A 24,486-nucleotide genomic window follows, 5' to 3' on the forward strand; every position below is an offset into this window, starting at 1 on the left:
GGCCATGGCGATCTACTACGACGTACATCAGGACAATCCCCAGCCGCGGTCGATCGGTAAGGTCGTCGACCTGCTCCGCTCCGGCGGGCTGATCGCCTACCCCACCGATTCGTGCTTCGCGCTCGGCACCTCGCTGGACAACCGCGAGGGGCTCGATCGGATCCGCAGCATCCGCAAGCTCGACGACAAGCACCACTTCACGCTGGTGTGCCAGGATTTCTCCCAGCTGGGGCAGTTCGTCCACGTCGACAACAGCGTCTTCCGTGCGATCAAGTCCGCGACGCCCGGCCAGTACACGTTCATCCTCCCCGCGACGAAGGAAGTGCCGCGGCGACTGCTGCACCCGAAGAAGAAGACCGTCGGTGTGCGCATTCCGGACCACGTGACGACGCAGGCCCTGCTGGAGGGGCTCGGCGAGCCGCTCGTATCCAGCACGCTGTTGCTGCCGGGCGAGGAGGAGCCCATGACCCAGGGCTGGGAGATCAAGGAGGCGCTCGACCACGTGCTGGACGCGGTGATCGACTCCGGTGACTGCGGCGTCGAACCCACGACGGTCGTCGACTTCTCGGGAGACGAGCCGGAGATCGTCCGGGTCGGCGCGGGCGACCCCTCACGGTTCGAGTAGTCCGCACCTGCCGGGGGTGCGGGGCACTCACACGGGAGCGTCGAGCACACACCGGGTGCGGCTGTAGATGCTCGGCATGCACTTGTTGCAGTGGACGCACAGCGGACGGTGCCGTGGTTCGGCCCGCAGCCGGTTCGGCAGGTCCGGTTCGCGGAGCAGTGCCCTCGCCATGGCGACGAACGCGAAGCCGTGGCGCATCGCCAGGTCCATCGTGTCGCGACCGGTGATCCCGCCGAGCAGCACGAGTGGCAGCTCGAGGGCGTCCCGGAACCGGAGCGCGCGGTCGAGCAGGTAGGCGTCCCGGTAGGGGTAGCGGCGCAGGAACGCCGGGCCCGCCAGGCGCAGCCCGGTCCGCAACGGTTGGCCGAAGGCCCCGGCGAACTCCTTGACGGGCGCGTCGCCGGTGAACAGGTACATCGGATTCAGCAGCGAGCTTCCCGCGGTGAGTGTGAGGGCGTCGAGGGTGCCGTCGGCTTCGAGCCGGCGCGCGACGTGCAGGCTGTCGTCCGGCCGGAGTCCGCCGGGTACGCCGTCGTCCATGTTGAGCTTGGCGGTGACGGCGATGCCCCCGCCGACGGCCTCACGTACCGCGGCGGCGGTCTCCCGTGCCAGGCGAGCGCGCCGTTCCGGTGATCCGCCGTAGCCGTCGGAGCGGTGGTTCAACGCCGGGCTGAGGAACGAGCTGATCAGGTAGTTGTGCCCGAAGTGCAGTTCCACGGCATCGAACCCGGCGGCGACGGCCACGCGTGCGGCGTCGGCGTGCGCGGCGACGATGCGCGCCAGGTCGGTCTCGGTCGCCCTGCGCATCATGCGCATGCTGAGCGGGCTCGGCAACGCGTGGGGGGCGAGGGCGGGACGACGGTTGGATGCGCCGTTGGCCACCGGCCCCGCATGTCCGAGTTGGGCGGCGACGGCGGCACCTTCGGCGTGCACCGCGTCGGTGAGCCGTCGCAGCTCCGCCACCGCCTCAGGGCGCATGAGGATCTGGTGACGGTCGGTGCGCCCCTCCGGCGCGACCGCGCAGTAGGCGACGGTGGTCATGCCCACGCCGCCGCGGGCCACCTCGACGTGGAAGTCGACGAGATCGTCGGTGACCGCGCCTTCCGGGGTGCGGCCTTCGAACGTCGCGGCCTTGACGATGCGGTTCCGCAGGGTGGCGGGTCCCAGTCGGGCGGGGTCGAAGACGTCGGGAACGGTGGGCACGGATCCTCCCGGTGGTGCGGTCACGGCGGCGGTGCCGAGAGCCCCGCGACGGCGAACGTCCGCAGGGAGCGGAAGGCGCTGCGGCCGGGAGGCTCGGCCGGTCCGGTTGCGGACAGGGTGTGCAGGATGAGGTCGAACGCGAGCAGCAACCGGCGTGCGGCCTCGGCGCCGCCGAGTCCGGGTACCGCGCCGCGCAGGAGCGCGATCCACGGCCGGAGTCCGAACCAGCCGGAGGCGAAGCCGACCTCGCGGCGTGCCAGCACCACGCGCGCCAGCAGCCGCAGCTGGAGTCGGCCGGTTTCGGTGCGGGTGAGCTCGCCGAGCGGTGTCAGCACGACGTCGACGAGTTCGGCCACGCCGGGGGCGTCGCCCGCGCGGCGGCGTGCGGTGAGCCGGGTGAGGCCGTCGTGCCAGTGGGGCGCGAGGCGGCGTTCGAGGAGCGCGCCGATCAGGGCGTCCTTCGAACCGAAGTGGTAGTGGACCGCGGCCGGGTTCATACCCGCGGCGGCGTTGATGGCCCGGATGGAGACCTCGTCGATGTCGCGGGCGAGTAACAGGGACTCGGCCGCGTCGAGCAGGCGGTCACGGGTGCCCTGCCGCCCTGTGTTCGTGGTCGGCGGGGGAGAGGCCGCGGAGGTCGCCGTCGTTGGCATGCGGCCAGTAGAACGCACCGGAGCCGAGGTCTCAAGAGCCGTTTCAATCAGTGACGGCATCGGCGGTGACACCGGATCGGGACGGCGCGGCGGCGCGGTGCCCGGCGGCGAACGCTCGCCGGGGAGCCGGACGAGGACTACCGTCACGGGCATGTGCCGGAACATCACGACCCTGCGGGGACTCGAACCGTCGGCGACGGCCGAGGAGATCGAGGCGGCGGCGCGGCAGTACGTGCGGAAGGTCAGCGGTGTCCAGAGCGTGTCCGACGCGACTCGCGAACCGTTCGAACAGGCCGTCGCCGAGGTCACCGCCACGACCACGCGGCTGTTGGCGCAGCTGCCCGAACGGCGGCAGCCGCCGCGGACCGTGCCACCCCTTCGTCGTCCCGAGGTCCAGGCCAGGGACGCGGCGAAACGGGCCTGACGGGTGCCGCGGCCGGCACCCGTCGGCCGTCATTCGACCCGGTCGAGGTCGCTTCCGCGGGTCTCCCTGCTCGTCGCGACGGCGATCACGGTGATCAGCATCGTGACGACGAGATAACCGACGACCATGCCGACGCCGAACGAGTCGATGAGCCAGACGGCGATGAACGGCGCCGGTGCGCCCGCGATGATCGACGACCCCTGGAACACCAACGACGATCCGGCATAGCGGCGGCGCGTCGGGAACAGTTCGGTGATCCACGCGGCCTCCGGGCCCGCGAGCATGCCGTGCAGTCCGGCGCCGATGCAGGTGCCGAGCCACAGCAACGGCAGGCTCTCCTGCTGGACGAGCACGAAGAACAGCGGCGCCCACACCACGAGCAGCACGGACGGGACGAGCATCGCGGTCTTCCTGCCCACCTTGTCCGACCAGGCGCCTCCGCCGATCATGCCCGCGAACTGGGCCGCCGACGCGAACGTGACCGCCAGGACGACGTCGCTGCGTTCGTAGCCGAAGTACGTCGTGGCGTAGGCGATGACGAAGACCGTGTAGATGTAGAACGCGATGTTCTCGCCGAGGCGCATGCCGAGGCCGTGCAGCACCGGCCGCGGGTTGCGGAGCGCCTCGAGGACGCTCGACGACCGGTGTGGTCCCACCGTGGTCGGATCCGCCTGCGCCGTCTCGGGCGCCTCGGCGGCACGCAGTTGCGCGGCCTGGAACACGGGTGACTCCTCGACGCTGCGGCGCACCCAGAACCCGATGACCAGCAGGGGCAGCGCGACGAGGAACGCGATCCGCCAACCCCACTGGTCGAACGCGTCGCCCGGGAACACCAGGGCGACGGCGCTGACGACGACCGTGGCGAGCACCGTGCCGAGCGGCGCGCCCGCCTGCGGCCACGACGCCCAGAACCCGCGGCGCTTCGGCTTGCCGTACTCGCTGACCATCAGCACCGCCGCGCCGAACTCGCCGCCGAGCGCGAACCCCTGGGTCAGTCGCAGCAGCACGAGCAACAGGGTCGCCCACACGCCGAGCTGTTCGTAGGTCGGCAGCAGGCCGATCGCGGCCGTGGAGATGCCGAGCAGCAGGAAGGTCGTGACGAGCATGGGCTTGCGGCCGAACTTGTCGCCGAGGTGGCCGAACACGATCCCGCCGAGCGGCCGGGCGACGAACCCGATGCCCTGGGTCGCGAGCGCGAGCAGCAGCTTGATGATGTCGCTGTCGCCGGGGAAGAACAGCGGGCCGAGCACGGTCGCGGCGAGCACGCCGTAGACGGCGAAGTCGTACCACTCGAGCACGGCGCCCGCCATCGATCCGGTGAGCACGCGGCGGAAGCTCGTGCCGCGCCTGCCTGGCAGGCCTTCGACACGCGCGGATGCCGATGACGTCATTGTCGAACGGTCCTTTCGCGGAGGTCGGGAGGGGGGAGGGGAGCGTGAGGTCAGAGGCCGAGCGTCAGTGCGTCGCCGCACGCCCGGGAGCAGCAGGTCATCATCCGGGTTCCTGCGGAACGCTCGGCCCGGGTGAGCACGACGTCGCGGTGGTCGACCTCGCCGTCGAGCACCGCCGCCTCGCATGTGCCGCAGAGACCTTCCTCGCAGTCGCTCGGCACGTCGATGTTGGCGGCGCGGAGGGCGGCGAGCACGGTCTGGTCGGGGGCGACCCGGACAGTGAGCCCGGAGTCGGCGAGGGTGACGTCGAAGGCGTGCTCGGCGGCCGGGTCGAGTTCGTGGCCCGCCGTGGTGAAGTGCTCGACGCGGAGTGCGTCTTCCGGCCAGTGCGCGCTCGCCGTGTCGAGTGCCGACAGCAGCCGCTGCGGGCCGCACGCGTAGATCCGCGTGCCGTCGACGGGCTCGGCGAGGAGTGCGGCGACGTCGAGCCTGGTGCCTGCGTCGGAGGAGTGTTCGTGCAGTCGGGGCCCGTGGTCGCGGCGCACGCGGTCGAGCAGCGCCATCGTGTCGGCGGAGCGGCCGCAGTAGTGCAGCTCGTAGCTGCCGCCCGCGGCTCTGACGGCGTCGGCCATCGCGAGGATCGGCGTGATGCCTATGCCGCCGGCGACGAAGACGTGGTGGCGTGTGTCGGTGTCGAGCCGGAAGTGATTGCGCGGCCCGCGGACGGCCACCGTCGTTCCCGGACACAGCCGGTCGTGGACGTACCGGGAGCCGCCGCGGCTGTCCGGGTCGCGGAGTACGGCGATGCGGTACCGGCCCCGGTCGCCCGGGTCGCCGCACAGGGAGTACTGCCGGGACACCTCCCCGAGTTCCAGTTCGATGTGGGCTCCGGGCGACCACGAGGGCAACGGGGCGCCGTCGGGCGCGGCGAGGGTGATCTCGGCGACGTCGCGCGCCGCCGGGTCGACCCGCTCCACGGTGAGTGTGCGGCTGAGCGAGCGGGTGGTGGGCTCGCCGATGCGTACCGGCTGCCGGGTCTCCAACACGGCCGGGTCGCTGCGCTCGGGGTTGGCGGCCGGATCCCACTGCACCCACAGGTGCTCCGGGCCTCGGAACGACGTGTTCGGGACGTACGTGAACCGCTGCCCGGGTACCAGGCCGAGGTGCGGCAGCCTGCGGGTCAGCTCCTCGAGGAACACCTGCAGTTCCATCCGGGCGAGGTTCTTGCCCATGCACTGGTGGCTGCCGTAGCCGAACGTCAGGTGCTCGGTCGCGTTGTCCCTGCGGACGTCGACGGTGTCGGGGTCCTCGAAGTGCCGTTCGTCGCGGTTGGCCGAGGAGTTCACGATCAGCAGTTTCGACCCCGCGGGGACGGGCACACCGCCGACCGTGGTGTCGGCGGTGACGAGCCTGCGCCACGCGGCCACCGATCCGGAATGCCGCAGGCACTCCTCGGCGGCGTTCGGAATGAGGCCGGGGTCGGCACAGAGCTCCTCCCAGACCGTGCGGTTCTCCAGCAGGAGTTTGATCGCGTTGGCCGCGGCGTTGGCGGTCGTCTCGTGCGCCGCGACGATGCCGGCCATCATCATCGAGTGGAGGTAGGAGTCGGTGATGATGTCGGGGTACTCCTGCTGTTTGCGGATGCTGTAGGGCATCCAGCCGTCGCCGGAGGGATCACGCCGGAGTTTCTCCACCACGGTGCCCGCGAACTGCCAGAACCTGCCGACGTTTTCGGCGACCGTGAGCTGCTCCTCGGGCGAGGGCCTGCCCCAGGTGTTGACGGTGTGGGCGATCGAGTACTTGCGCAGGGTCGCCATGTCCTCCTCGGGCACGCCGAGGAAGTGCAGTGCGACCGTGAGCGGGACCTCCCACAGCATCTCGTCGACGAGGTCGGCCTTGCCCGCATCGACGAACCGGTCGACGTACTCGCGAGTGAGCCTGCGGACCATGGGTTCGTGGTGGGCGAGCCGGTCCGGGGTGAACGGGTCCATGAGTACCCGCCGGCGTGGCATGTGCTCGGGCTCGTCCTCGTTCACGAGGGTGCGGTTCATCGCGTAGTCGTAGCGTTCGAGCGTCGCGATCGCCTCGTCGGAGACGGGCGTGATCTTCTCGAGTGCGATGGAGGGGGAGAACGTGATGTTGTCGCGGAAGATCGCCTTCACGTCGTCGTAGCGCGTCACGACCCAGTAGCCGAGCGAGGGGCTGTAGAACACCGGCTCCCCGTCACGGGACCAGCGCACGGCCTCCGGCGGATCGGCCTGGTACACGTCGCCGAACGGGTCGAACGCCGCCGCGTTCGCGCTGACGGGACAGCCGGTGACGGGGTCGGCCGGGCGGGTGTGGTCGACGGGACACGACTCCGTGTTCATCGGCGCCCTCCACGGCGGCTACGGCCCGATGTGTGGCGATACCGGAACGGGGGTCTGCGCGTGAGCTGCAGTGTTACCAATAACGCACACCGCGGATCGAATAGTGAACATCTGGAAGGTAAGCGGGACCACAGTGGGCGTCAAGTGCGGACCGTCCGGTTCAGGCGGTGAGAAGTTCTTCGAGTCGCCGTGCCGTGCGGACCACGGCTCGGGTGGCGCGGTCGGTGTCGAGGCCTTCGATCGCCACCACGCCGACCGAGCGTTCGGCGTGCCCGACCGCGTGCCTGCCCTCGGGCACGCCGATGCCCGCAGCGACACCGACGGCGCTGCGTTCGAGTTCGCCCCGGGTGAGGCTGTAACCGTCCCGGCGGGCGCGCACCACTGCGTCACCGTCGTCGGGCCGTTCGGGGCGCCGAGCGAGGATCGCGATGCCCGCGGCACCCTTCGACAGCGGGTGCCTGCTGCCGATCCGGTAGCCGACGGTGAGGAGTTGCGCGTCCGGCTCGGCGACCTGGAGTGCGACACAGTCGCCGCCCTCGGCCGCGGACAGGAACGCCGTCGCACGGGTCTCGTTGGCCAGCTCCTGCAGTAGTGGCCGGACGTCGTGGTGCAGCTGCGGTTCGAAGCGGGCGGCCAGCACCGACACTCCGACGGCCAGCCGGAGCTTGCCGTCGTCGGTGCGCGCGATGAGCTGGTGCTCCTCGAGGGTGGACACGATGCGATAGCAGATGGCGCGGTGCACATCGAGCCTGCGCGCGAGTTCGGCGACCGACATCCCGCTCGGTGCCTGGGAGATCACGTCGAGCGCGCGCAGGCCCCGGTCGAGAGTCTGCAGCGTGCTCATCGCGTGTCCCTTCGTGGATGCCGTTGCGGTGTGGTGGTGCCCGAGAGTAACGGTGCCGGGCCTAGGGTGGAGGACACAGCCGGGTGTACCGGATGCCGGTCCTCGGCGTCGTGGCCCCGCCGAGGACCGGCGGCGGGGCCTCGGGGGAGGGGGAATCGGAACCCGGGACATCGGAAGCCGGAGACGTTCGAAGTCGGGGAGCAGTATGACGGTACCGTCCACACCGGACGGCGCATTCCGGGAACGACTGCGGGCGGACTGCGGGCAGTGTTACGGGATCTGTTGCGTGGCACCGGGTTTCGTCGCCTCTGCCGATTTCGCGATCACCAAGCCCGCGGAGACGCCGTGCCCGCACCTGCGGGACGACTCGTGGTGCGGTGTGCACGACACACTGCGCGAGCGCGGGTTCCCCGGCTGCACCGTCTACGACTGCTTCGGGGCGGGTCAGGCCGTCGCACGGAGAGCAGGCGGCGACTGGCGCGGTGACCCCGCAAGGGCGCGGCGGATGTTCGACGCCTATCCCGTGCTGCGCGACCTGTACGAGCTGCTCTACTACCTGCACGAGGCACGGGGCTTCTCCGCGGCGGCGGAGGTCCACGGTGAGCTGGACGTCGCGATCACCGCGACCGAACGTCTTGCCGCGCGTGATCTCGACGAGCTGGCCGGGACGTCCCTCGCCGACCACTGGGCCACGGCGAACGTCGCGCTGACGCGGGCGAGCGAGCTGGTCAGGGCGGGCGAGGCCGGTCGTGGGCTGCGAGGGGCCGATCTGGCGGGGGCGAAGCTCGCGCGGGCGAATCTGCGCGGAGCCAACCTGCGGGGCGCGGCGCTGCTGGGTGCCGATCTGCGGGGCGCGGACCTCACGTTGGCCGATGTGACCGGCGCCGACCTGCGCGGCGCCGAGCTTTCCGGCGCCGACCTGGTCGACACCGTGTTCCTGACGCAGGCACAGTTGGACGCCGCGCGCGGGGACGCCGCCACCCGGGTGCCCGGCTGGGCGAGCACCCCTGCGCACTGGCAGCGCTGAACTCCCGGCGCGGAGTGAGCGTTCGGACGGTCAGAACACGTGCGCGGCCGACGCGGCCTCCTGGGCGGGGACGTCCGCGTCCGCGGCGGCCGCCGCCAGCCTCCGTGGCAGGTCGGGCACCGCGGCGAACTCCGGCGGGGCCGGCTGCCCCGGCATCGCGCCGTCGAGGATGCGGCGGGCGAACCGGGCGACCCGTTCCGGCTCGGGAACCGGGTCGCTGCCACCGAGGTAGGACACCATGAGCAGGTCCTCGCCGGAGTGGGTTTCGATCGCCATGCCCCAGCCGTGGTGTTCGTCCCAGATGAGGGCGACGTCGCGGTCCGGGAAGGTGGGCAGGTGTCCGTCGACCGCGATGTAGGCACCCACGGGCGTGGCCGAGGCGTCGCACGTGTACTGCGCCGGGGAGCCGTCGTCGGGGGAGAGTGCGGCGGCGACCGCGGAGACGTACGCGTGCAGCGCGGGTTCCGTCGAGTACCAACCGTAGATGTCCACTGATGATCACCTCGATTCCTCGTGCCGGCGCGAGGGCGTCGGCGGTTCACACTCCGGGTTCGGTCGTGCGTGGCCGCCCGGTGTGGCGCAGGCGCTGCGCAGCGTGCGGTGCGGGCGAGCCGTGAAGTCGGGCGGCAGGAGGCGGAGTTCACGTATCGGAGGAGGCGCCGTCAGGCGAGTCTTCGACCCGCCTGCGCAGCGCCGCGATCTCCCTGCGGGCCTCGTCGAGTTCGTATTCGAGCGCGAGGATGCGCTGGGCGGCGTTGAGGTTCATGCCCTCGTCGAACAGCGCCCGCATGCGGCTCGCCTGACCGAGCTGGTGCCGGGAGTAGCGCCGGTGTCCGCCGCCGGACCGTTCGGGGGACACGACGCCCGCGGTGTCGAGACTCCGCAGGAACGGCTGCTCGACGCCGAGAATGTCGGCCGCCTGCCCGGTGGTGAACGTGGGCCGGTGTTCGTCGTCCAGCTCGTTCAGGGTCATGCGTACACGCTCCGGAAGCCTGCCTCACCGTGGTCCGGCCGCGCCTGCTCACGGTTCGGCGCGGTGCCGGTCATCCGACTGCTACAAAAAATATCTAGTCGACGGCTGAGATTTCGTCAAGTGGTCGGTACGAGGCAGGCGCGCGTGGCGCGCGCGGTGTCGGCCGGAGCTGCGCCGATGGCGTCGTGATCACGCGGTCGGTAGCGTCGGGCCCGGTCGGGTGACAACGGTGTCGCCCCGATGCCGAGGAGGGCCATGCCCGCCGAACACGTCGACGTCCTCATCGTGGGAGCAGGCCTGACCGGTGTCGGTGCGGCCTGCCGGCTGCGGCAGCGGCACCCGAACCGCACGGTGGCGGTCCTCGAGGCGCGCGGCGCGATCGGCGGCACGTGGGACCTGTTCCGCTATCCCGGGGTGCGCTCCGATTCGGACATGTTCACGCTCGGCTACGGCTTCCGCCCGTGGCGCCGCGCCGAGGCGATCGCCGACGGTCCGTCGATTCGCGAATACATCCGTGACACCGCCGGCGAGTTCGGGGTCGACGAGCTCATCCGGTTCCACCACCGGGTCGACTCCGCGTCCTGGTCGAGCGATCGGGCACTGTGGACAGTTACCGCCCACCGGTCCGACACCGGTGAACAGGTCACGCTGACGTGTGCGTTCCTGCACGTCTGCTCCGGCTACTACCGCTACGACGAGGGGTTCACACCCCACCTGCCGGGAATCGACCGGTTCGAGGGAACGCTCGTCCACCCGCAGCACTGGCCCGAGGACCTGGACCACCGCGGCCGCCGGGTCGTGGTGATCGGCAGCGGCGCCACCGCCGTGACACTCGTTCCCGCCATGGCACGAGACGCCGCTCACGTGACGATGCTGCAGCGCTCGCCCAGCTACGTCATGGCGCTGCCCTCGGTCGATCCGCTCGCCCGGCTGTTGAAGCGCGTGCTGCCCGACCGTGTGACGTTCCCCGTGGTGCGGTGGAAGAACGCGCTGAGCATGGGCCTGTTCTTCCGCCTCAGCCGCCGCGCGCCCGGGCTCGTGCGCACGCTGATCGAACGCGGCGTGCGGTCGGCCCTGCCGGAGGGATTCGATGTCGACCGGCACTTCTCACCCGACTACCGGCCGTGGGACCAGCGGTTGTGTTTCGTCCCGGACGGCGACCTGTTCCGTACGCTGCGCCGCGGCGACGCCTCGGTCGTCACCGACACCATCGACACGTTCACGCCCGACGGCATCCGGCTCACCTCGGGCGGGGAGCTGGCCGCGGACATCGCCGTCACGGCGACAGGTCTGAACCTGCTCGCGATCGGCGGCCTCGCACTGGACGTCGACGGCGATCCGGTCGATGTCGGCAAGGCCGTGACGTACAAGGGCATGATGCTCGACGGCGTGCCGAACTTCGCGATGACGATCGGCTACACGAACGCCTCCTGGACCCTGAAGGCCGATCTCGTCGCCGAGTACGTGTGCAGGCTGCTCACCCACCTCGACGCGCGCGATCTCGACAGCGCCACGCCGGTGCTGCCACCCGGTGACCGGCCCGCGGAACCGCTGATCGACCTGCGCGCAGGCTACGTACTGCGCAGCATCGACCGGATGCCGAAGCAGGGACACGCGACTCCTTGGCGGCTCCACCAGAACTACCTCCGCGACGTGCTGCACCTGCGCCACGGCAGCGTGACCGAGGACATGGACTTCGGTGTCGCGGCGGACCGGCGTCAGTCGTCGTCCAGCCGTGGCTCCGAGAAGGGCAGTGACTCCGAGAAGGGCAGTGACTCCGAGAGAGGCGGAGGCGCGGAGCGGTAGGTCGGCGGCGTCTCCGAGAGGCCGATCGGGTTGCGGGCGAGCCGTACCTCGGTGCCGTCGCCGCGCGGGATCCCGACGACCGGGTCGAGTCCGAGTTCGGCGGCGAGGCGGAATGCACCCGCCACGTCGTTGACCACGCCCGCGGGCACGCGCGCCTCCGTGAGCAGATCCGCCCACGAGCGGGCGTCGCGCGCCTTCAGCAGCTGGACGAGGTGCTCGCGCAGCTCCTCCCTGTGGTCGACGCGCGCGCTGTTCGTGGCGAACCGCATGTCGGTGCCCAGGTCGGGATCGCCCAGCCGGTCGCACAGTGCCCGGAACTGGCGGTCGTTGCCGACGGCCAGGACGAGTTCCCCTTCGCCGCAGGGAAGCACCTCGTACGGTGCGACGCTGGGGTGCGCGTTGCCCATCCGCTGGGGCACGACTCCACCCGAGGTGTAGGCCGAGCTCTGGTTCACCAGCGCCGCGAGCAGTGACGAGAGCAGGTTCACCTCCACGAGCTGTCCCTCACCGGTCGTGTCACGGTGCCGCAGCGCGGCGAGTACGCCGACCGTGGCGAACTGTCCGGACAGGACGTCGACGAGTGCGACGCCGACCTTCTGCGGTTCGCCCTCGGGCTGCCCCGTGACGCTCATCAGCCCGCCGAGAGCCTGGATCAGCAGGTCGTAACCCGGAAGCTGCGCCCCTGCGCCGGATCCGAATCCGGTGATGGAGCAGTAGATCAGGCCCGGGTTCCGGGCCCGGAGGTCGTCGTAGCCGAGACCGAGCTCGGACATCAAACCCGGACGGAAGTTCTCGACCACGACGTCCGCGCCCGCGGCGAGCTCCCGGGCGCGGGTGATGCCCTCCTCGGTGCGCAGATCCAGCGTCACCGAATCCTTGTTCCGGTTCACCGATTGGTAGTAGGTCGCTTCGCCGCGGTCGTCGTACGGCGGGCCCCACGACCGGGTGTCGTCGCCGCTTCCGGGACGTTCGACCTTCACGACGGTGGCGCCGAGGTCGGCCAGCAGCATCGTGGCGAACGGCCCGGCGAGGACCCGGGAGAAGTCGACGATGCGCAGGTCGCCGAGGGAGGACATCGGTGGAGCAACTCCTTCGCGGGGACGGGCCGGTTGGGCGCGTGCGGAGCCGACGGTGACGCGCCGCGGCGAGACCCGGCGGGTGCCGGTCAGGCGCCGGTGCGCTCGTCGGCTGCCGATTCCGGCGTCGACGTGGGCCGCCGCGCCCAGAACGTCGCCAGCACGGCGCCCGAGAGGTTGTGCCACACCGAGAACAGCGCGCCGGGCAGGGCCGCCGCCGCGGTGAAGTGGGTCGTCGCGAGGCTAGAGGCCAGGCCCGAATTCTGCATGCCGACCTCGACGCTGACCGCGCGCCGCGCCGATTCGTCCAGCCCGGCCAGCCGCGCCGCACCGTAGCCGAGCGCCAGTCCCGCGGAGTTGTGGGCGACGACGGCGAGCATGAGCAGCGCTCCGCTCTCGGCGATCGTGCCGGAGTTCGCCCCGACGACCGCCGTCACGACCAACGCGACGCCGAGAACCGACACCAGCGGCAGGTAGGGCAGGACCCGCTGGACGTACCGGTCGGCGAGTGCCCTGACGACCAGACCCGCCACCACGGGCAGCAGTACGACCTGCGCGATGGACACGAACAGATCGCCGAACCCGACGGGCAGATCGGACCGGGCCAGCAGCAGCACGAGCAACGGGGTGAGCAGCGGTGCCAGCAGCGTGGACACCGACGTCAGCGTCACGGAGAGCGCCACGTCGCCCTTGGCGAGGTAGACGACGACGTTCGAGGCGGTGCCGCCGGGCGCGGAGCCGACCAGCACCATGCCGACGAGCAGTGCACCGGACAGGCCGAACAGTTGGCCGATACCCCACGCCGTGAGCGGCATGATCAGGAACTGTGCGATCAGTCCGAACAGGACGGCGAGTGGCCGGCGCGCCACGAGGGCGAAGTCGGCCCCGCGCAGCGTGAGGCCCATGCCGAACATGATCACGCCGAGCAGCAGCGGCACATGGTCGACGAGCGCCGACGCCTGGTCCGGCGCGAGCAGCCCGATCGCGACTCCGAGTACGACGAGAAGCGCGAACCACCGGCTCGCCGCCTCCGCCAGCCTGCGCACTGCACCGTGTCGCTGCGCCATGGTCGCCCTCCCGCTCGTGGTCCGCAGGCACTGTAGGCGACCGTGCCGCGACAGGGGAGGAGGGCGGCGGTGGTGGTGTCGCGCGACACGCGTCACCTGCCGGCGCTCGTGTCCCCGGCAGACGGGCCGGGTGGCGACGACGGCAGGCGGACCCGGCCGAAGGTGCGGTATGCAGAGCATGTGCACATTCCCACCGACACGGTCGACGCCGTCGTCGTCGGAGCAGGCCCGAACGGACTGGTCGCCGCCAATCTGCTGGCCGACGCGGGTTGGGAGGTCCTCGTCCTCGAGGCCACGCCGACTCTCGGCGGCGCCGTGCGCAGCGCCGAGGCGATCGAACCGGGCTTCGTGACCGACCTGTTCAGTGCGTTCTACCCGATGGCGGCGGCCTCACCCGTGCTCGCCGGACTGGGTCTCGAGCGTCACGGACTGCGCTGGAGGCACGCGCCCGCCGCGTTGGCGCACGTGCTGCCGGACGACCGGGTCGCCCTCGTGTCCCGTGATCCTGCGGAGACGGCGGCGTCGTTCGAGGCCTTCGCGCCGGGGGACGGTGAGACCTGGACCGAGGAGGCCGCGTTGTGGCGGCGGATCCGCGACCCGTTGCTGAACGCGCTGTTGTCGCCGTTCCCGCCGGTGCGCGCGGCCGGGCGGCTGGCGCGCGCCGCGGGTACCGCGGACGGGATGCGACTCGCGCGGATGGTGGCGATGCCGGTGACGGCGTGGACGGGGGAGCGGTTCCGCGGTGCGGGCGCCCCCGCGGTGCACGCCGGGAACGCGCTGCACACCGACCTGGGCCCGGCGCAGGCAGGCAGTGCGGTGTTCGGCTGGCTGCTGTCGATGCTCGCCCAGGACGTGGGGTTCCCGGTGCCGGACGGGGGCGCGGGCGCATTGACGGCGGCGCTGGCGCGGCGGTTCACGGCGCGTGGCGGGCGCATCGAATGCGGCAGGCCCGTGAGCAGGGTGCTCACGGGCAGTGGCCGTGCGATGGGGGTGCTGGCCGACACGCCCGTACGTGCGCGGCGGGCGGTGCTGGCGGCCGTGCCCGCACCGCTGCTGTACGGCCGCATGCTCGACGAGCGGATCCTGCCCCCTCGCGTTCGCGGTGACCTCCGTCGGTTCGACTGGGACGCCGCCACGGTCAAGGTGAACTGGACGCTGTCCGGGCCGATCCCGTGGACCGCGCCCGAGGCTGCTCGGGCGGGCACGGTGCACCTCGGCGGGGACGTCGCAGGCCTGGCCCGGTACGGACTCGACGTCGAGCTCGGCACCGTGTCCGACGAACCGATGCTCGTGATCGGCCAGATGGCCGTGGCCGACCCGTCGCGGGCACCGGACGGCTGTGAATCGGCGTGGGCCTACACGCACGTGCCGCGCGGCCTGGACTGGGATGGCGACCGGCTGCGGCGGGTCACCGACCGGATGGAGGCTCTGCTGGAACGGCACGCACCCGGGTTCGGGGCGCGCGTCCGCGGCAGGCTGGTGCAGGGCCCGCGTGAGCTGGAGCGGGCGAACCCGGCGCTGGTCGAGGGTGCCGTGGGCGGCGGCAGCGCGGCGATGCACCAGCAGCTGGTGCTCCGGCCCGTGCCCGGTCTCGGCCGGGCCGACACCCCGGTGGATCGGTTGTTCCTGGCGGGGGCGTCGGCGCATCCCGGTGGAGCCGTGCACGGCGGCCCGGGAGCCAACGCGGCCCGGGCTGCGCTCGCGCGCGCCGGTGTGGGCGGAGTTGCCTACGCCGCCGCGATCGGCGGTCTGCACCGGCTGTTGTACTCCTGAGGCCTCGCTGAGCCTGTACTCCCTGGGGCAGTACTCCTGGGGCCGCGCTGCGGCAGTACTTCTGAGGCCTCACTCGGGCAGGTCGCGGATCGTCTCCTCGGCGACCGTGCGCACGGCGTGGCGGATGCCGTGGGCGGCGGCGCGGCGCTGCCGTTGGGCTCCCGAACCGTCGGCGACCACGTGCCGGGCCAGCGAGTCGACGAGGTCGGCGTCGCCGGAACGCTCCAGCGCGGGCCGCACGTGGTCGAGCAGTTCGTCGACGAGCTCCGCGGCGGGACGCGCGTGCCCTGTCCACGGGTCGACGCCGCGACCGCCGAGGCCGTACCGGGCCGCCGACCACACGGCCGCGGGAAGCACGTCGTCGAGCGGCTCCGCTACGGGTGCCGCGTCCTCGTCCGCGGGGCCGGCGAGCGCCGTGTCGACGAGGGCCCTGCACAACAGTGCCTGCAGCAGCGCCTCGTCGGGAGTGGTTGCCGTGTCGGCGACGCGCACCTCGACGGTCGGCAGCACGGGGGAGGGGCGGGCGAGCCAGAACGTCGTGTACTGGGCTCCCAGTGCCCCCGCTGTGACGAGCCGGTCGACGAGCGCGTCGTGCTCGGCGACATCGGCGAAGCGGGGCGGGATGCCCGCGGTGGGGAACCGGGAGTGCTGGATCGTCCGCCAGCTGGCGTAGCCGGTGTCGTGCCCGCGCTCGTACGGCGAGTTGGCCGACAACGCCAGCAGCGTCGGCAGCCACGGGCGCAGGCCGTTGACGGCGACGACCGCCGCCTCGCGGTCGGGCACGCCGACGTGTACGTGACACCCGCAGCCCTCGTAGTCGCCGATCAGACCGCGGTAGAGGCCGTCGAGTTCGGTGTACTGCGGGTCGGCACCGAGCGGGACGGCCGGGCTCGGAACCGCAGGCGTACCGGACGCGACGAGGGCGAGGCCCTCGGATCGCGCCGCCTCGGCGAGTCCGCGCCTGCCGGTGATCAGTTGCCGGTGCAGCGCGGCGGCCGTGGTGCAGACCCCGGTCGCCGCCTCGACCTGGCTGGCGCGGAGCTCGCCGTGCCACGCCGGGTCGCGGACCTGGTCGTCGGTCAGCCCCGGGCCGTCGGCGTTGCTCGGCGACTCCGGGAGGTGCGTGAGGACGTCGTCGGCAGCGGCGACGGTGTGCCAGGTCTCGGGGTCGACGAGCAGGAATTCCTCTTCGACCCCGACGGTGCGTGCGGCGGACACTCGATGGGGCCTTTCTCCGATCAGCGGCCGGTGAACCGGGCCGGGCGGCGCTCGACGAAGCTTTGCAGGCCTTCGGCGGCATCCTCGCTGGCGAGGACGCCGGGCAGCAGTTCGCGCAGGTGGTCGGCGGCGGCGCGTTCGTTCTCGAGCCGTTGTGCGACGCGGGCGTTGGCCAACGTGCCCTGCACCCCGAGCGGGGCCTGCTCACCGATGAGCCGCGCGATCTCCGTGGCCCGTTCCACCTGGGCACCGGGCGTGACGACCTCCTGAACGAGGCCGATCCGGTGGGCCTCCTCGGCGCCGAACTCCTCCCCGGTGAGCAGGAACCGCATCGCGTTGCCCCAGCCGAGCTGGGTGGTCGCGCGCACCGTAGCGCCGCCGAACGGGATGATGCCCCGGCCGATCTCGAGCTGGCGGAAGCGCACGTCGTCAGCGCCGACGACGATGTCGCAGGCGAGCGCCAGCTCGATCGACAAGGTGAACGAGATGCCCTGGACGGCGAGGACGACCGGCTTGGGGACGGGTGGCTTCCACAGGGCGAACGGGTCGTAGGCTCCGCCGCCGGACAGCGCGCCCGGGCCCTCGTCCTGCACGGACGGCCAGACGTCGGCGAGGTCGAGCCCCGCGCTGAAGTGGTCACCGTGGCCGTACAGCACGCCGACGCGCGCCTCGGGGTCCTCGGCGAGCCGGTCGTAGGCGAGGCCGACCTCCTCGATGGTGCGGCGGTCCCACGCGTTGCGCTTCTCGGGACGATTCACGCCGATGAGCAGTACGTGGCCGTCGCGGTCGACGGTGACGCGGGCAGACATGGAAGTGCTGGTCCTCCTCGGCTCGGGGAAGGCGCTCGATGAGCACCGAGCAGCGTGCCACACCCCTACAGGGTGTATAACGACCTATACGGCGAGGCTTTCGGTGACGGCGGTCGCCGCCGTCACCCCCATCGGCCAAGCCCACCGAAAACGCTCAGGACACGACGGGGTTCTCCGAGTTCGCGGTGTCGTCGACGTACTCGACGACACCCGCCTCGTGCAACATCTCGAGGATCCGGTCGGCGGCGGTTTCCGGCGAGCCGGCGGTCGTGTCGATCCGAAGGTCGGGCGTCTCCGGGTCCTCGTAGACGTCGTCGACGCCGGTGAGTCCCTTGACCTCACCCGCGGCCGCCCGGGCGTACAGCCCCTTGGGATCCCGGCGGGCGCATTCCTGCAGCGGAGTGCTGACGTAGACCTCGAAGAACGCCGAACCGCGTTCGGCGTGGTGCGCGCGCACGGCCGCCCGCGTCTCGGAGTAGGGGGCGATGACCGGCACGAGAGTGAGTACGCGGTGACGCGACAGCAGCTCGGCGATGAATCCCACGCGCTGGCCCTGCTTGTCCCGGTCCTCGCGGCTGAAGCCGAGGTCGCTCGAGATCGTGCGGCGGATCTCGTCGCCGTCGAGCACCTCCACCTCCGCGCCGGTGCTCTCGCCCGCGACGAGCGTGGCGACGGCGCCGGCCACCGTCGACTTGCCCGCGCCGGACAACCCGGTCAACCAGACGGTCGCGCCGCGGGTGAGGCGAAGGGACCGGTCCGCAGTCATATAAAGCTCCTCCAGGAAACCGTTACCGACCTGTGGCGTGCACGAGACATCATCATCCGTGCGGAAGGAAAACTCACCGTGAAGGCCACAGCAAACCATTCGATGTGAGCGAGTACGCTTCCGGGGCCATGACCTCCGCAACACAGCGTGTGTACCTGCACATCGGGTTACCCAAGACCGGAACGACGTCGCTGCAGGAGTTGCTGTGGCACAACCAGGACGCCCTCACCTCGGACGGCGTGTCGTTCCCCGGTTACGACCTCGGCGCGCATCACCGCGCCGTCGCCGACGTGCATCCCGGCCGGTACGGCGGCTGGAAGGAGAAGCGCACGCCCGGGTCGTGGAACTGGCTGGTCGAGCAGGCCAGGGCGTTCGACGGTGCGACGCTGATCTCCTCGGAGCTGCTGGCGCCCGCGAGTCCTGAGGAGGCCGAGCAGGTCGTCTCCTCGCTGTCGTTCGCCGAGGTGCACGTCGTGTGCACCGTGCGCGACCTGGCGCGGCAGATCCCGTCGGTGTGGCAGGAGAACGTGAAGACCCGGCAGAGCACGTCGTACCCCGACCTGCTCGCCTCGCTGCGCAACGGCGAGCTCGACGACACCGCGAGGCTGTTCTGGGACTACCAGGATCTGCCGCGGGTGCTCGAGACGTGGGGCGCCGGGATTCCCGCCGACCGCGTGCACGTGGTGACCGTGCCGCCCCGTGGTGGCCGTCCCGACGTGCTGTGGGAGCGGTTCGCCGGGCTGCTCGGGCTGGACCCCGCGAAGTACGAGACGGACATTCCGCACTACGGCAACTTCTCCCTCGGTTACCCGGAGACGGAGTTCCTCAGGCGGATCAACGCGTCGCTGCCGGATCGGTTCCCGTGGCTCCAGTACGCCCGCAGGGTCAAGGACGACTTCGCTGCGCACACGCTGAGTGCGCGCAGCGGCCGCAGCAGCATCCCGCTGCCGAAGCAGGACCAGGACTGGGTTCGGGAAACCGCGGAACGCTACATCGAGCGGGTCCGCGACACCGGATACCACGTCGTCGGTGAACTGGAGGATCTGCGGCCGGCCGCGCCCCGCGGTGACGAGCCCGCCACGGCCGACGACCTGACGCCCAGCGAGGCGGAGATCGGCGAGATCGCGATGGAATCGGTCACGGACCTGCTCCGCCATCCCGCCGGGTCGCGTCGCATGATGAAGCGCAAGCCGCCGCAGCAGGCCAAGGCGTTGCGGTTGCGGCAGTTCGTGATGCGCATGTCGGATCAGTACCCCCAGGTCATGGCGGCACGTCGGGCGTACTGGCGGGCGCGCGCCAAGCTCGGTCGCTGACCGGGTTCGAATACCCCGACGGTCCGCGGCAGGTGCCGGCGGGCGGGATGGAGCACGTGATGAGCCGAGTGGAACTCACCGGGGCCGACGGCCGGTGGACCCTCACCCTGACCGATCCGGACCGGCGCAACTGTCTGGACGACGTGACGTGCCGCGAACTCGGCGAGGCGATCGACACGGTCGCGGCGGCCGACGACGTGCGCACGCTCGTCGTTGCGGGGGAGGGAAAGGCCTTCTGTGCGGGTGCGGATCTGCCCGCGCTGTTCGGGGACGCCTCCGAACGGGCGGTCGGCGAACTGCGCAGGCATCTGCATTCGGTGTACGACAGCTTCCTGCGGCTGCGGCGGTTGGAGATCCCGACGGTCGCGGCCGTGCAGGGCGCCGCCGTGGGCGCCGGTCTGAACCTGGCGATGGCGTGCGACATCCGCGTCGCGGGCCCGCACGCGTCGTTCGCGGCGACGTTCTCACGGATCGGGCTCCACCCGGGCGGCGGATGCACGTGGTTCCTGGTCGACGCCCTCGGGCCGCAGCGGGCGATGGCGTTGCTGCTGGACGGCGGGTCCTTGGACGGCCGCGCGGCCGTCGAGCAGGGCCTGGCGTTGGAGCTGGCCGAGGATCCGCTCGGAAGGGCCCACGAACTGGCGGACCGTTGGGCCGGGCACGATCAGTCGCTGACGCGGGACATCAAAACGGCGGTGGGCCTCGCCGCGAGCGGCGACTTCGACGCCACGCTGGAGTTCGAGGCGTGGGCCCAGGCCTCGAGTGCGACGGGGCCGAAGATCCGCGAGGTCGTGGAGCGCTTCCGGAAGTGACGCGCCCGGCCTGCGTCGGAATGGTGGCCGGGCGGTGATCCGGTCCGTGGTGGCCCTGTGCCGCGATCAGGCCACGACGCCCTGCGCGGTAAGCAGGTCCCGGGCGCGGCGGCGACGGCGCAGCCACACCTTGCGGGTGCCGTCGGAATAGAGCCGTACGTTGGACAGTTCCCAGCCGGTGAACTCGGCCTGGATGGCCAGCTGCACGGACGCGGTCACGCGGGAGACACCGGGCGGGAGCTGGACCCGGTGATACTCCCAATCGTCGTCGACCACCGCTTCCGCACTCGTCATGGCGTGATCACCTGGATACCTTCCTCGGCTGCCGAACCGATGATGACCTGCGACGTCCGCTCATCGACGGTAACGGAATCGGGCTGGCGAACGGTGGGTAGCCGGAACTTTTCCTCCGGTTGTCCGCCGCGTACGTCGTATCCGACGACCTCGTTGCGTTCGGTGAGCGTGACCCAGGCGACGTGTCGCTTCGCGTCGTAGGCGACGCCGTAGGCCCCGCCGGGCACGGGCTGCCGCTGGCGCAGCAGCAGCGGGTCGGTGTCGAAGGCGAGCAGGGCACCGTTGCGGGCGTCGGTGACGAGCACGCGGCCGTACTCGTCCGTCGTGGCGTCGGCCGCACCCTGGCCGGCGCGCAGCCCCTCGCCGATCGTGTCGTCGGCGAGGTCCAGCGAGAAGACGGCGGTCCGAAGTCGGTCGAGCACGACGGCGCCGCCCCCGGCGACGAGGACGTCGTCAGCGCTGTACAGGTCGTCGCGGACGGTGCCGACGGGGGAGTCGTGAGCGTCGAGGACCTGGACGGCCTTGGCGTCGCGGAGCGCCACGAGGGTCCGTTCGCCGTCGGCGGCCACGCCGGTGGGAGCCCCGTCGACGTCGACGACCTCGGCCTTGCCGGTGGCGACGTCGATCCGAGCGAAGGCCCCCGCGTCCGGCATGGTGGCCACGATCGTGCCGTCGATCGTGCGCAGGCTGTCGGCTTCGCCTGGCAACGGCACCGTGCGGGGGTCGGCTTCGGGCTCGTCGAGGTCGTGGAGTTGCACGGCGTCCTCGCCCGCCAGCGCGGCCGCGAGTGTGCCGTCCGCGGCGGCCAGGTCGGTGACGTCGCTGTCGGCCGGGACGACCCGGCCTGCGGGCTCCTCGGCCGTCGCCGGTGACGGCGCGGCGCTCGCCCGTTCGGGATCCTCGACGACCTGCAGTTGGTCGCCGCCTGCGCCCGTGTCCGAGCACCCGGTCAGCACCAGGGCGGATGTGATCGCGAGGGCGGCCAGTCTGCGGGTCCGCGCCGGTCCGGGGCGCCGGGACGCGCGGGGCGACGACGGGGGGACAGCGGACGGCGCTGACGGCGCGGTCACGGGGATGCCTCGTTCCGGTCGGTGGCGTCGGTCGCTCGTGTCGGAGCGGCGTCGCCGTCGGGCTTGCTGACGTCGTCGAGCGCGGCGCGGATGGCGTCCGGCAGGGTCAGTTCCTCGGCGGCGAGAGAACCGGCGAGCTGGGTGGCGTCGCGGGCGCCGACGACGGGGGCGACGACGCCGGGCCGGTCGCGGACCCAGGCGAGCGCGACCGCCAGCGGCGAGGTGCCGAGGCCTTCGGCCGCCGTGGCGACGGCCTCGACGATGCGGCCCGCCCGGTCGGTGCGGTGGTGGTCGACGTACCCGCCGTAGGCCGGGTCGGCGCCGCGGGAATCGGCGGGGGTGCCCGAGCGGTACTTGCCGGTCAGCACGCCACGTCCGAGCGGTGCCCACGGCAGCAGGCCGACGCCGTGATGGCGGGCGGCGGGCACGATCTCCCGTTCCGGGGTGCGCTCGAGCAGCGAGTACTCGCTCTGGGTGGAGACGATGCGCGTGGTGCGCATCCCGCAGGCCGCCGTGGCCAGGTGCCATCCGGCGTAGTTGGAGACGCCGACGTAGCGAACCTTGCCGCTGGTGACGGCGTGGTCGAGGGCGGAGAGCGTCTCCTCGATCGGCACGGCCGGGTCCCAGGCGTGCACCTGCCACAGGTCGAGGTGGTCGACTCCGAGGCGCCGCAGCGACCCGTCGAGCGCGGCCAGCAGCGAGCCACGGGACGCGCCTCCGCCGAAGGGACCGGACTCACGGCGGGCCGCGGCCTTCGTGGCGAGCACGATGTCTTCCCGGGGCACGAGTTCGGCCAGCAGCGATCCGAGGATCCGTTCGCTCTCGCCGTCGCCGTAGACGTCGGCCGTGTCGACGAGGGTGCCTCCCGCGTCGACGAAGGCCACGAGCTGGTTGGCGGCTTCTTCGGCGTCGGTGCCGGTGCCCCACGACAACGTGCCGAGGCCCATGCGGGACACCTGCGCGCCCGAAGCGCCGAGCGGGCGACATTCCATGACTGCCCAGCGTAGTCATCACCCGTCCGGGAGATTGACCAAGGCACTATCGGCGGCATGTCCCGCCACCGATAGTGTCGCTGCCCGTGCGACTGGGATTGAACCTCGGCTACTGGGGCGCCGGGAACGACGCGAGCAATTTGACCTTGGCCAAACATGCCGACGAGCTCGGCTTCTCCGTCGTGTGGGCGGCGGAGGCGTACGGCTCGGACGCGCCGACCGTGCTGTCGTGGATCGCCGCGCAGACGTCGAACATCGACGTCGGCAGTGCGGTGCTGCAGATCCCCGCGCGGACGCCCGCGACGACGGCGATGACGGCGGCGACGCTCGATTCCCTGTCCGGCGGCCGGTTCCGGCTGGGCCTCGGGGTGTCGGGCCCGCAGGTGTCGGAGGGCTGGCACGGCGTCCGGTTCACGTCGCCGCTGGGCCGCACGCGCGAGTACATGGACATCGTCAGGGCCGCGCTGCGCCGCGAGAAGGTCTCGTACGAGGGTGAGCACTTCCGGCTGCCGCTACCGGACGGTCCCGGTAAGGCGCTGCGGTTGACCGTGCACCCGGTGCGCGAGCACATCCCGATGTATCTCGCCGCGATCGGCCCGAGGAACGTCGAGCTGACCGGTGAGCTCGCCGACGGCTGGCTTCCGGTGTTCTTCTCGCCCGAACACGCCGGTGACCAGCTGGCGCAGCTGCGCACCGGTGCGGCCAAGTCCGGTCGTGACCTGGCGTCGTTCGACGTCGCGCCGACCGTGCCGCTCGTGCCGGGTGACGACTGGCGGGTGTGTGCCGACTCGGTGCGCGCGTACGCGGCGCTGTACCTGGGCGGCATGGGCAGCAAGGACAAGAACTTCTACAACCGGCTCGCGGTGCGAATGGGCTTCGAGGCCGAAGCCGCCGAGGTGCAGGAGAAGTTCCTCGCGAAGGATCACGCGGGGGCGATGGCCGCGGTGCCGGCCGAGTTCCTCGACGCGACGTCGCTGCTGGGACCGAAGGAGCGGATCGCCGAGCGGATGGCCGCGTTCGCCGAGGCCGGTGCGACGACGCTGAGCCTGTCGCCGTTCGTGGCGCCGGAGCAGGGCTTCGACGCGCTGCGCACGGCCGTCGACGCGCTCGAGCTGGCGGGGGTGGCCGGCTGATGGGGTGGTTCGAGGCCCTCGTCCTGGGCATCGTCCAGGGGCTGACGGAGTTCCTGCCGATCTCCTCGAGTGCGCACCTGCGGGTGACGGCGGCGTTCGCGGGCTGGGGCGACCCGGGGGCGGCGTTCACGGCCGTCACGCAGATCGGCACCGAGCTGGCGGTCCTGCTGTTCTTCGGGAAGAAGATCATCAGCATCCTGAGCAACTGGTTCTTCTCGATCTACAAGCCCGAGTACCGGCGTGATCCGGACGCCCGGATGGGTTGGCTGATCATCGTCGGTTCGATCCCGATCGGTGTGCTGGGGTTGCTGTTCGAGGAACAGATCAACCACGTGTTCCGCGACCTGCGGCTCATCGCCACGACGCTGATCGTGTTCGGCATCTTCCTGCTGCTGGCCGACCGGATGGGCAGGCAGGACCGCGATCTGGACCAGCTGACCGTCAAGCACGGTCTGACGTACGGCTTCTTCCAGGCCCTCGCGCTCGTGCCCGGCGTGTCCCGGTCGGGCGGCACGATCACCGGTGGCCGGCTGATGGGGTACAACCGGTCGGCGGCCGCGGAGTACTCGTTCCTGCTCGCGGTGCCCGCGGTGCTCGCGTCCGGTTTCTACAAGCTCACCGACATCGGGGCCGGCGAGGGACCGGCGTGGGGTCCGACGATCCTGGCGACGGTCGTGGCGTTCGCGGTCGGTTACGCGGTCGTCGCGTGGCTGATGTCGTACATCAAGCGGCACTCGTTCCTGCCGTTCGTGATCTACCGGGTTGCGCTGGGCCTGCTGCTGTACGTGCTGGTGTTCACCGGTGTCCTCGACCCGAACGCCGGACCGGTGGAGAGCTGATCGACACAC

General features: G+C 71.5%; 24 protein-coding genes. 9 read left to right on the forward strand and 15 right to left on the reverse strand.

Going from position 1 to position 24,486, the window contains the following annotated elements:
• The first annotated feature begins 4 nt into the window (after positions 1-4).
• On the forward strand, positions 5-625 hold the full coding sequence (locus tag FHS23_RS09445) for an L-threonylcarbamoyladenylate synthase (protein WP_183651816.1): 621 nt from the start codon (positions 5-7) through the stop codon (positions 623-625).
• 27 nt (positions 626-652) lie between these two features.
• On the opposite strand, the gene FHS23_RS09450 is transcribed toward FHS23_RS09445, so the two are convergent.
• Together FHS23_RS09450 and FHS23_RS09455 are read right to left on the reverse strand one after the other, a co-directional pair.
• The gene (locus tag FHS23_RS09450) at positions 653-1,828 is read right to left on the reverse strand and encodes an oxidoreductase (RefSeq protein ID WP_183651818.1); all 1,176 of its coding nucleotides are present in this window, start codon (positions 1,826-1,828) and stop codon (positions 653-655) included.
• A 20-nt stretch (positions 1,829-1,848) separates the two neighbouring features.
• Positions 1,849-2,481 (reverse strand): TetR/AcrR family transcriptional regulator, encoded by a 633-nt coding sequence (locus FHS23_RS09455; protein WP_183651823.1) that lies wholly within the window; start codon positions 2,479-2,481, stop codon positions 1,849-1,851.
• A 151-nt stretch (positions 2,482-2,632) separates the two neighbouring features.
• On the opposite strand from FHS23_RS09455, the gene FHS23_RS09460 reads away from it, so the two are divergent.
• Positions 2,633-2,905 carry a DUF2277 domain-containing protein gene (locus FHS23_RS09460; protein ID WP_183651826.1) on the forward strand — a complete coding sequence of 91 codons (273 nt, stop codon included), beginning with the start codon at positions 2,633-2,635 and terminating at the stop codon, positions 2,903-2,905.
• 29 nt (positions 2,906-2,934) lie between these two features.
• On the opposite strand, the gene FHS23_RS09465 is transcribed toward FHS23_RS09460, so the two are convergent.
• The 3 genes from FHS23_RS09465 to FHS23_RS09475 form a co-directional block, all read right to left on the reverse strand.
• A complete protein-coding gene (locus tag FHS23_RS09465) occupies positions 2,935-4,296 on the reverse strand; it encodes an MFS transporter (protein WP_183651831.1) in 1,362 nt (453 codons plus the stop codon).
• Positions 4,297-4,346: 50 nt separating this feature from the next.
• Positions 4,347-6,665: a cytochrome P450/oxidoreductase gene (locus tag FHS23_RS09470; protein WP_183651844.1), complete on the reverse strand. Its 2,319-nt coding sequence runs from the start codon at positions 6,663-6,665 to the stop codon at positions 4,347-4,349.
• Positions 6,666-6,825: 160 nt separating this feature from the next.
• Complete coding sequence (locus FHS23_RS09475) at positions 6,826-7,509, reverse strand: IclR family transcriptional regulator (protein WP_183651846.1); 684 nt, start codon at positions 7,507-7,509, stop codon at positions 6,826-6,828.
• A 286-nt stretch (positions 7,510-7,795) separates the two neighbouring features.
• On the opposite strand from FHS23_RS09475, the gene FHS23_RS09480 reads away from it, so the two are divergent.
• Positions 7,796-8,536, forward strand: coding sequence for a pentapeptide repeat-containing protein (locus FHS23_RS09480; RefSeq protein WP_343053788.1), 741 nt, complete (start codon positions 7,796-7,798; stop codon positions 8,534-8,536).
• 30 nt (positions 8,537-8,566) lie between these two features.
• On the opposite strand, the gene FHS23_RS09485 is transcribed toward FHS23_RS09480, so the two are convergent.
• Both FHS23_RS09485 and FHS23_RS09490 read right to left on the reverse strand, forming a co-directional pair.
• Positions 8,567-9,028, reverse strand: coding sequence for a DUF6292 family protein (locus FHS23_RS09485; protein ID WP_183651853.1), 462 nt, complete (start codon positions 9,026-9,028; stop codon positions 8,567-8,569).
• A gap of 148 nt (positions 9,029-9,176) precedes the next feature.
• Complete coding sequence (locus tag FHS23_RS09490) at positions 9,177-9,509, reverse strand: MerR family transcriptional regulator (protein ID WP_183651856.1); 333 nt, start codon at positions 9,507-9,509, stop codon at positions 9,177-9,179.
• A 255-nt stretch (positions 9,510-9,764) separates the two neighbouring features.
• Between FHS23_RS09490 and FHS23_RS09495 the strand changes: the two genes are divergently transcribed.
• Complete coding sequence (locus FHS23_RS09495; RefSeq protein WP_183651858.1) at positions 9,765-11,315, forward strand: flavin-containing monooxygenase; 1,551 nt, start codon at positions 9,765-9,767, stop codon at positions 11,313-11,315.
• Here FHS23_RS09495 and FHS23_RS09500 read toward each other — a convergent pair.
• Together FHS23_RS09500 and FHS23_RS09505 are read right to left on the reverse strand one after the other, a co-directional pair.
• The gene (locus FHS23_RS09500; protein WP_183651861.1) at positions 11,228-12,391 is read right to left on the reverse strand and encodes a CaiB/BaiF CoA transferase family protein; all 1,164 of its coding nucleotides are present in this window, start codon (positions 12,389-12,391) and stop codon (positions 11,228-11,230) included. The two genes, FHS23_RS09495 and FHS23_RS09500, sit on opposite strands and share 88 nt — an antisense overlap.
• 89 nt (positions 12,392-12,480) lie before the next feature.
• Entirely contained in the window at positions 12,481-13,458 is a 978-nt protein-coding gene (locus tag FHS23_RS09505; protein ID WP_183651864.1) for a bile acid:sodium symporter family protein, read from the reverse strand.
• 186 nt (positions 13,459-13,644) lie between these two features.
• On the opposite strand from FHS23_RS09505, the gene FHS23_RS09510 reads away from it, so the two are divergent.
• Positions 13,645-15,231 (forward strand): FAD-dependent oxidoreductase, encoded by a 1,587-nt coding sequence (locus FHS23_RS09510; RefSeq protein ID WP_183653704.1) that lies wholly within the window; start codon positions 13,645-13,647, stop codon positions 15,229-15,231.
• A gap of 69 nt (positions 15,232-15,300) precedes the next feature.
• Here FHS23_RS09510 and FHS23_RS09515 read toward each other — a convergent pair whose 3' ends face one another.
• The 3 genes from FHS23_RS09515 to cysC all read right to left on the reverse strand — a co-directional run bounded on the left by FHS23_RS09515 (position 15,301) and on the right by cysC (position 18,024).
• A complete protein-coding gene (locus FHS23_RS09515) occupies positions 15,301-16,449 on the reverse strand; it encodes a glutamate--cysteine ligase (protein ID WP_183651866.1) in 1,149 nt (382 codons plus the stop codon).
• 20 nt (positions 16,450-16,469) lie between these two features.
• Positions 16,470-17,258, reverse strand: coding sequence for a crotonase/enoyl-CoA hydratase family protein (locus tag FHS23_RS09520; protein ID WP_183651869.1), 789 nt, complete (start codon positions 17,256-17,258; stop codon positions 16,470-16,472).
• A gap of 154 nt (positions 17,259-17,412) precedes the next feature.
• Positions 17,413-18,024: an adenylyl-sulfate kinase gene (cysC, locus tag FHS23_RS09525; protein ID WP_183651873.1), complete on the reverse strand. Its 612-nt coding sequence runs from the start codon at positions 18,022-18,024 to the stop codon at positions 17,413-17,415.
• A gap of 128 nt (positions 18,025-18,152) precedes the next feature.
• Here cysC and FHS23_RS09530 point away from each other — a divergent pair, with 128 nt between their 5' ends.
• Together FHS23_RS09530 and FHS23_RS09535 are read left to right on the forward strand one after the other, a co-directional pair.
• Entirely contained in the window at positions 18,153-19,337 is a 1,185-nt protein-coding gene (locus FHS23_RS09530) for a hypothetical protein (protein WP_183651876.1), read from the forward strand.
• Between the two features lie 59 nt (positions 19,338-19,396).
• Positions 19,397-20,149: an enoyl-CoA hydratase gene (locus FHS23_RS09535; RefSeq protein WP_183651880.1), complete on the forward strand. Its 753-nt coding sequence runs from the start codon at positions 19,397-19,399 to the stop codon at positions 20,147-20,149.
• A gap of 66 nt (positions 20,150-20,215) precedes the next feature.
• Here the strand turns inward: FHS23_RS09535 and FHS23_RS09540 are convergent, their stop codons facing one another.
• The 3 genes from FHS23_RS09540 to FHS23_RS09550 form a co-directional block, all read right to left on the reverse strand.
• Positions 20,216-20,443: a DUF5703 family protein gene (locus tag FHS23_RS09540; protein WP_183651882.1), complete on the reverse strand. Its 228-nt coding sequence runs from the start codon at positions 20,441-20,443 to the stop codon at positions 20,216-20,218.
• Positions 20,440-21,399 carry an NHL repeat-containing protein gene (locus FHS23_RS09545; protein WP_343053789.1) on the reverse strand — a complete coding sequence of 320 codons (960 nt, stop codon included), beginning with the start codon at positions 21,397-21,399 and terminating at the stop codon, positions 20,440-20,442. The genes FHS23_RS09540 and FHS23_RS09545 overlap by 4 nt, the downstream gene beginning before the upstream one ends.
• A 110-nt stretch (positions 21,400-21,509) precedes the next feature.
• The gene (locus FHS23_RS09550; protein WP_183651886.1) at positions 21,510-22,505 is read right to left on the reverse strand and encodes an aldo/keto reductase; all 996 of its coding nucleotides are present in this window, start codon (positions 22,503-22,505) and stop codon (positions 21,510-21,512) included.
• Between the two features lie 86 nt (positions 22,506-22,591).
• Between FHS23_RS09550 and FHS23_RS09555 the strand changes: the two genes are divergently transcribed.
• Both FHS23_RS09555 and FHS23_RS09560 read left to right on the forward strand, forming a co-directional pair.
• Entirely contained in the window at positions 22,592-23,638 is a 1,047-nt protein-coding gene (locus tag FHS23_RS09555) for an LLM class F420-dependent oxidoreductase (RefSeq protein WP_183651889.1), read from the forward strand.
• Positions 23,638-24,477, forward strand: coding sequence for an undecaprenyl-diphosphate phosphatase (locus FHS23_RS09560; protein WP_183651892.1), 840 nt, complete (start codon positions 23,638-23,640; stop codon positions 24,475-24,477). The genes FHS23_RS09555 and FHS23_RS09560 overlap by 1 nt, the downstream gene beginning before the upstream one ends.
• Positions 24,478-24,486: the final 9 nt, after the last annotated feature.

The sequence above is a fragment of the Prauserella isguenensis genome (assembly GCF_014191605.1).
Classification (GTDB): domain Bacteria; phylum Actinomycetota; class Actinomycetes; order Mycobacteriales; family Pseudonocardiaceae; genus Prauserella; species Prauserella isguenensis.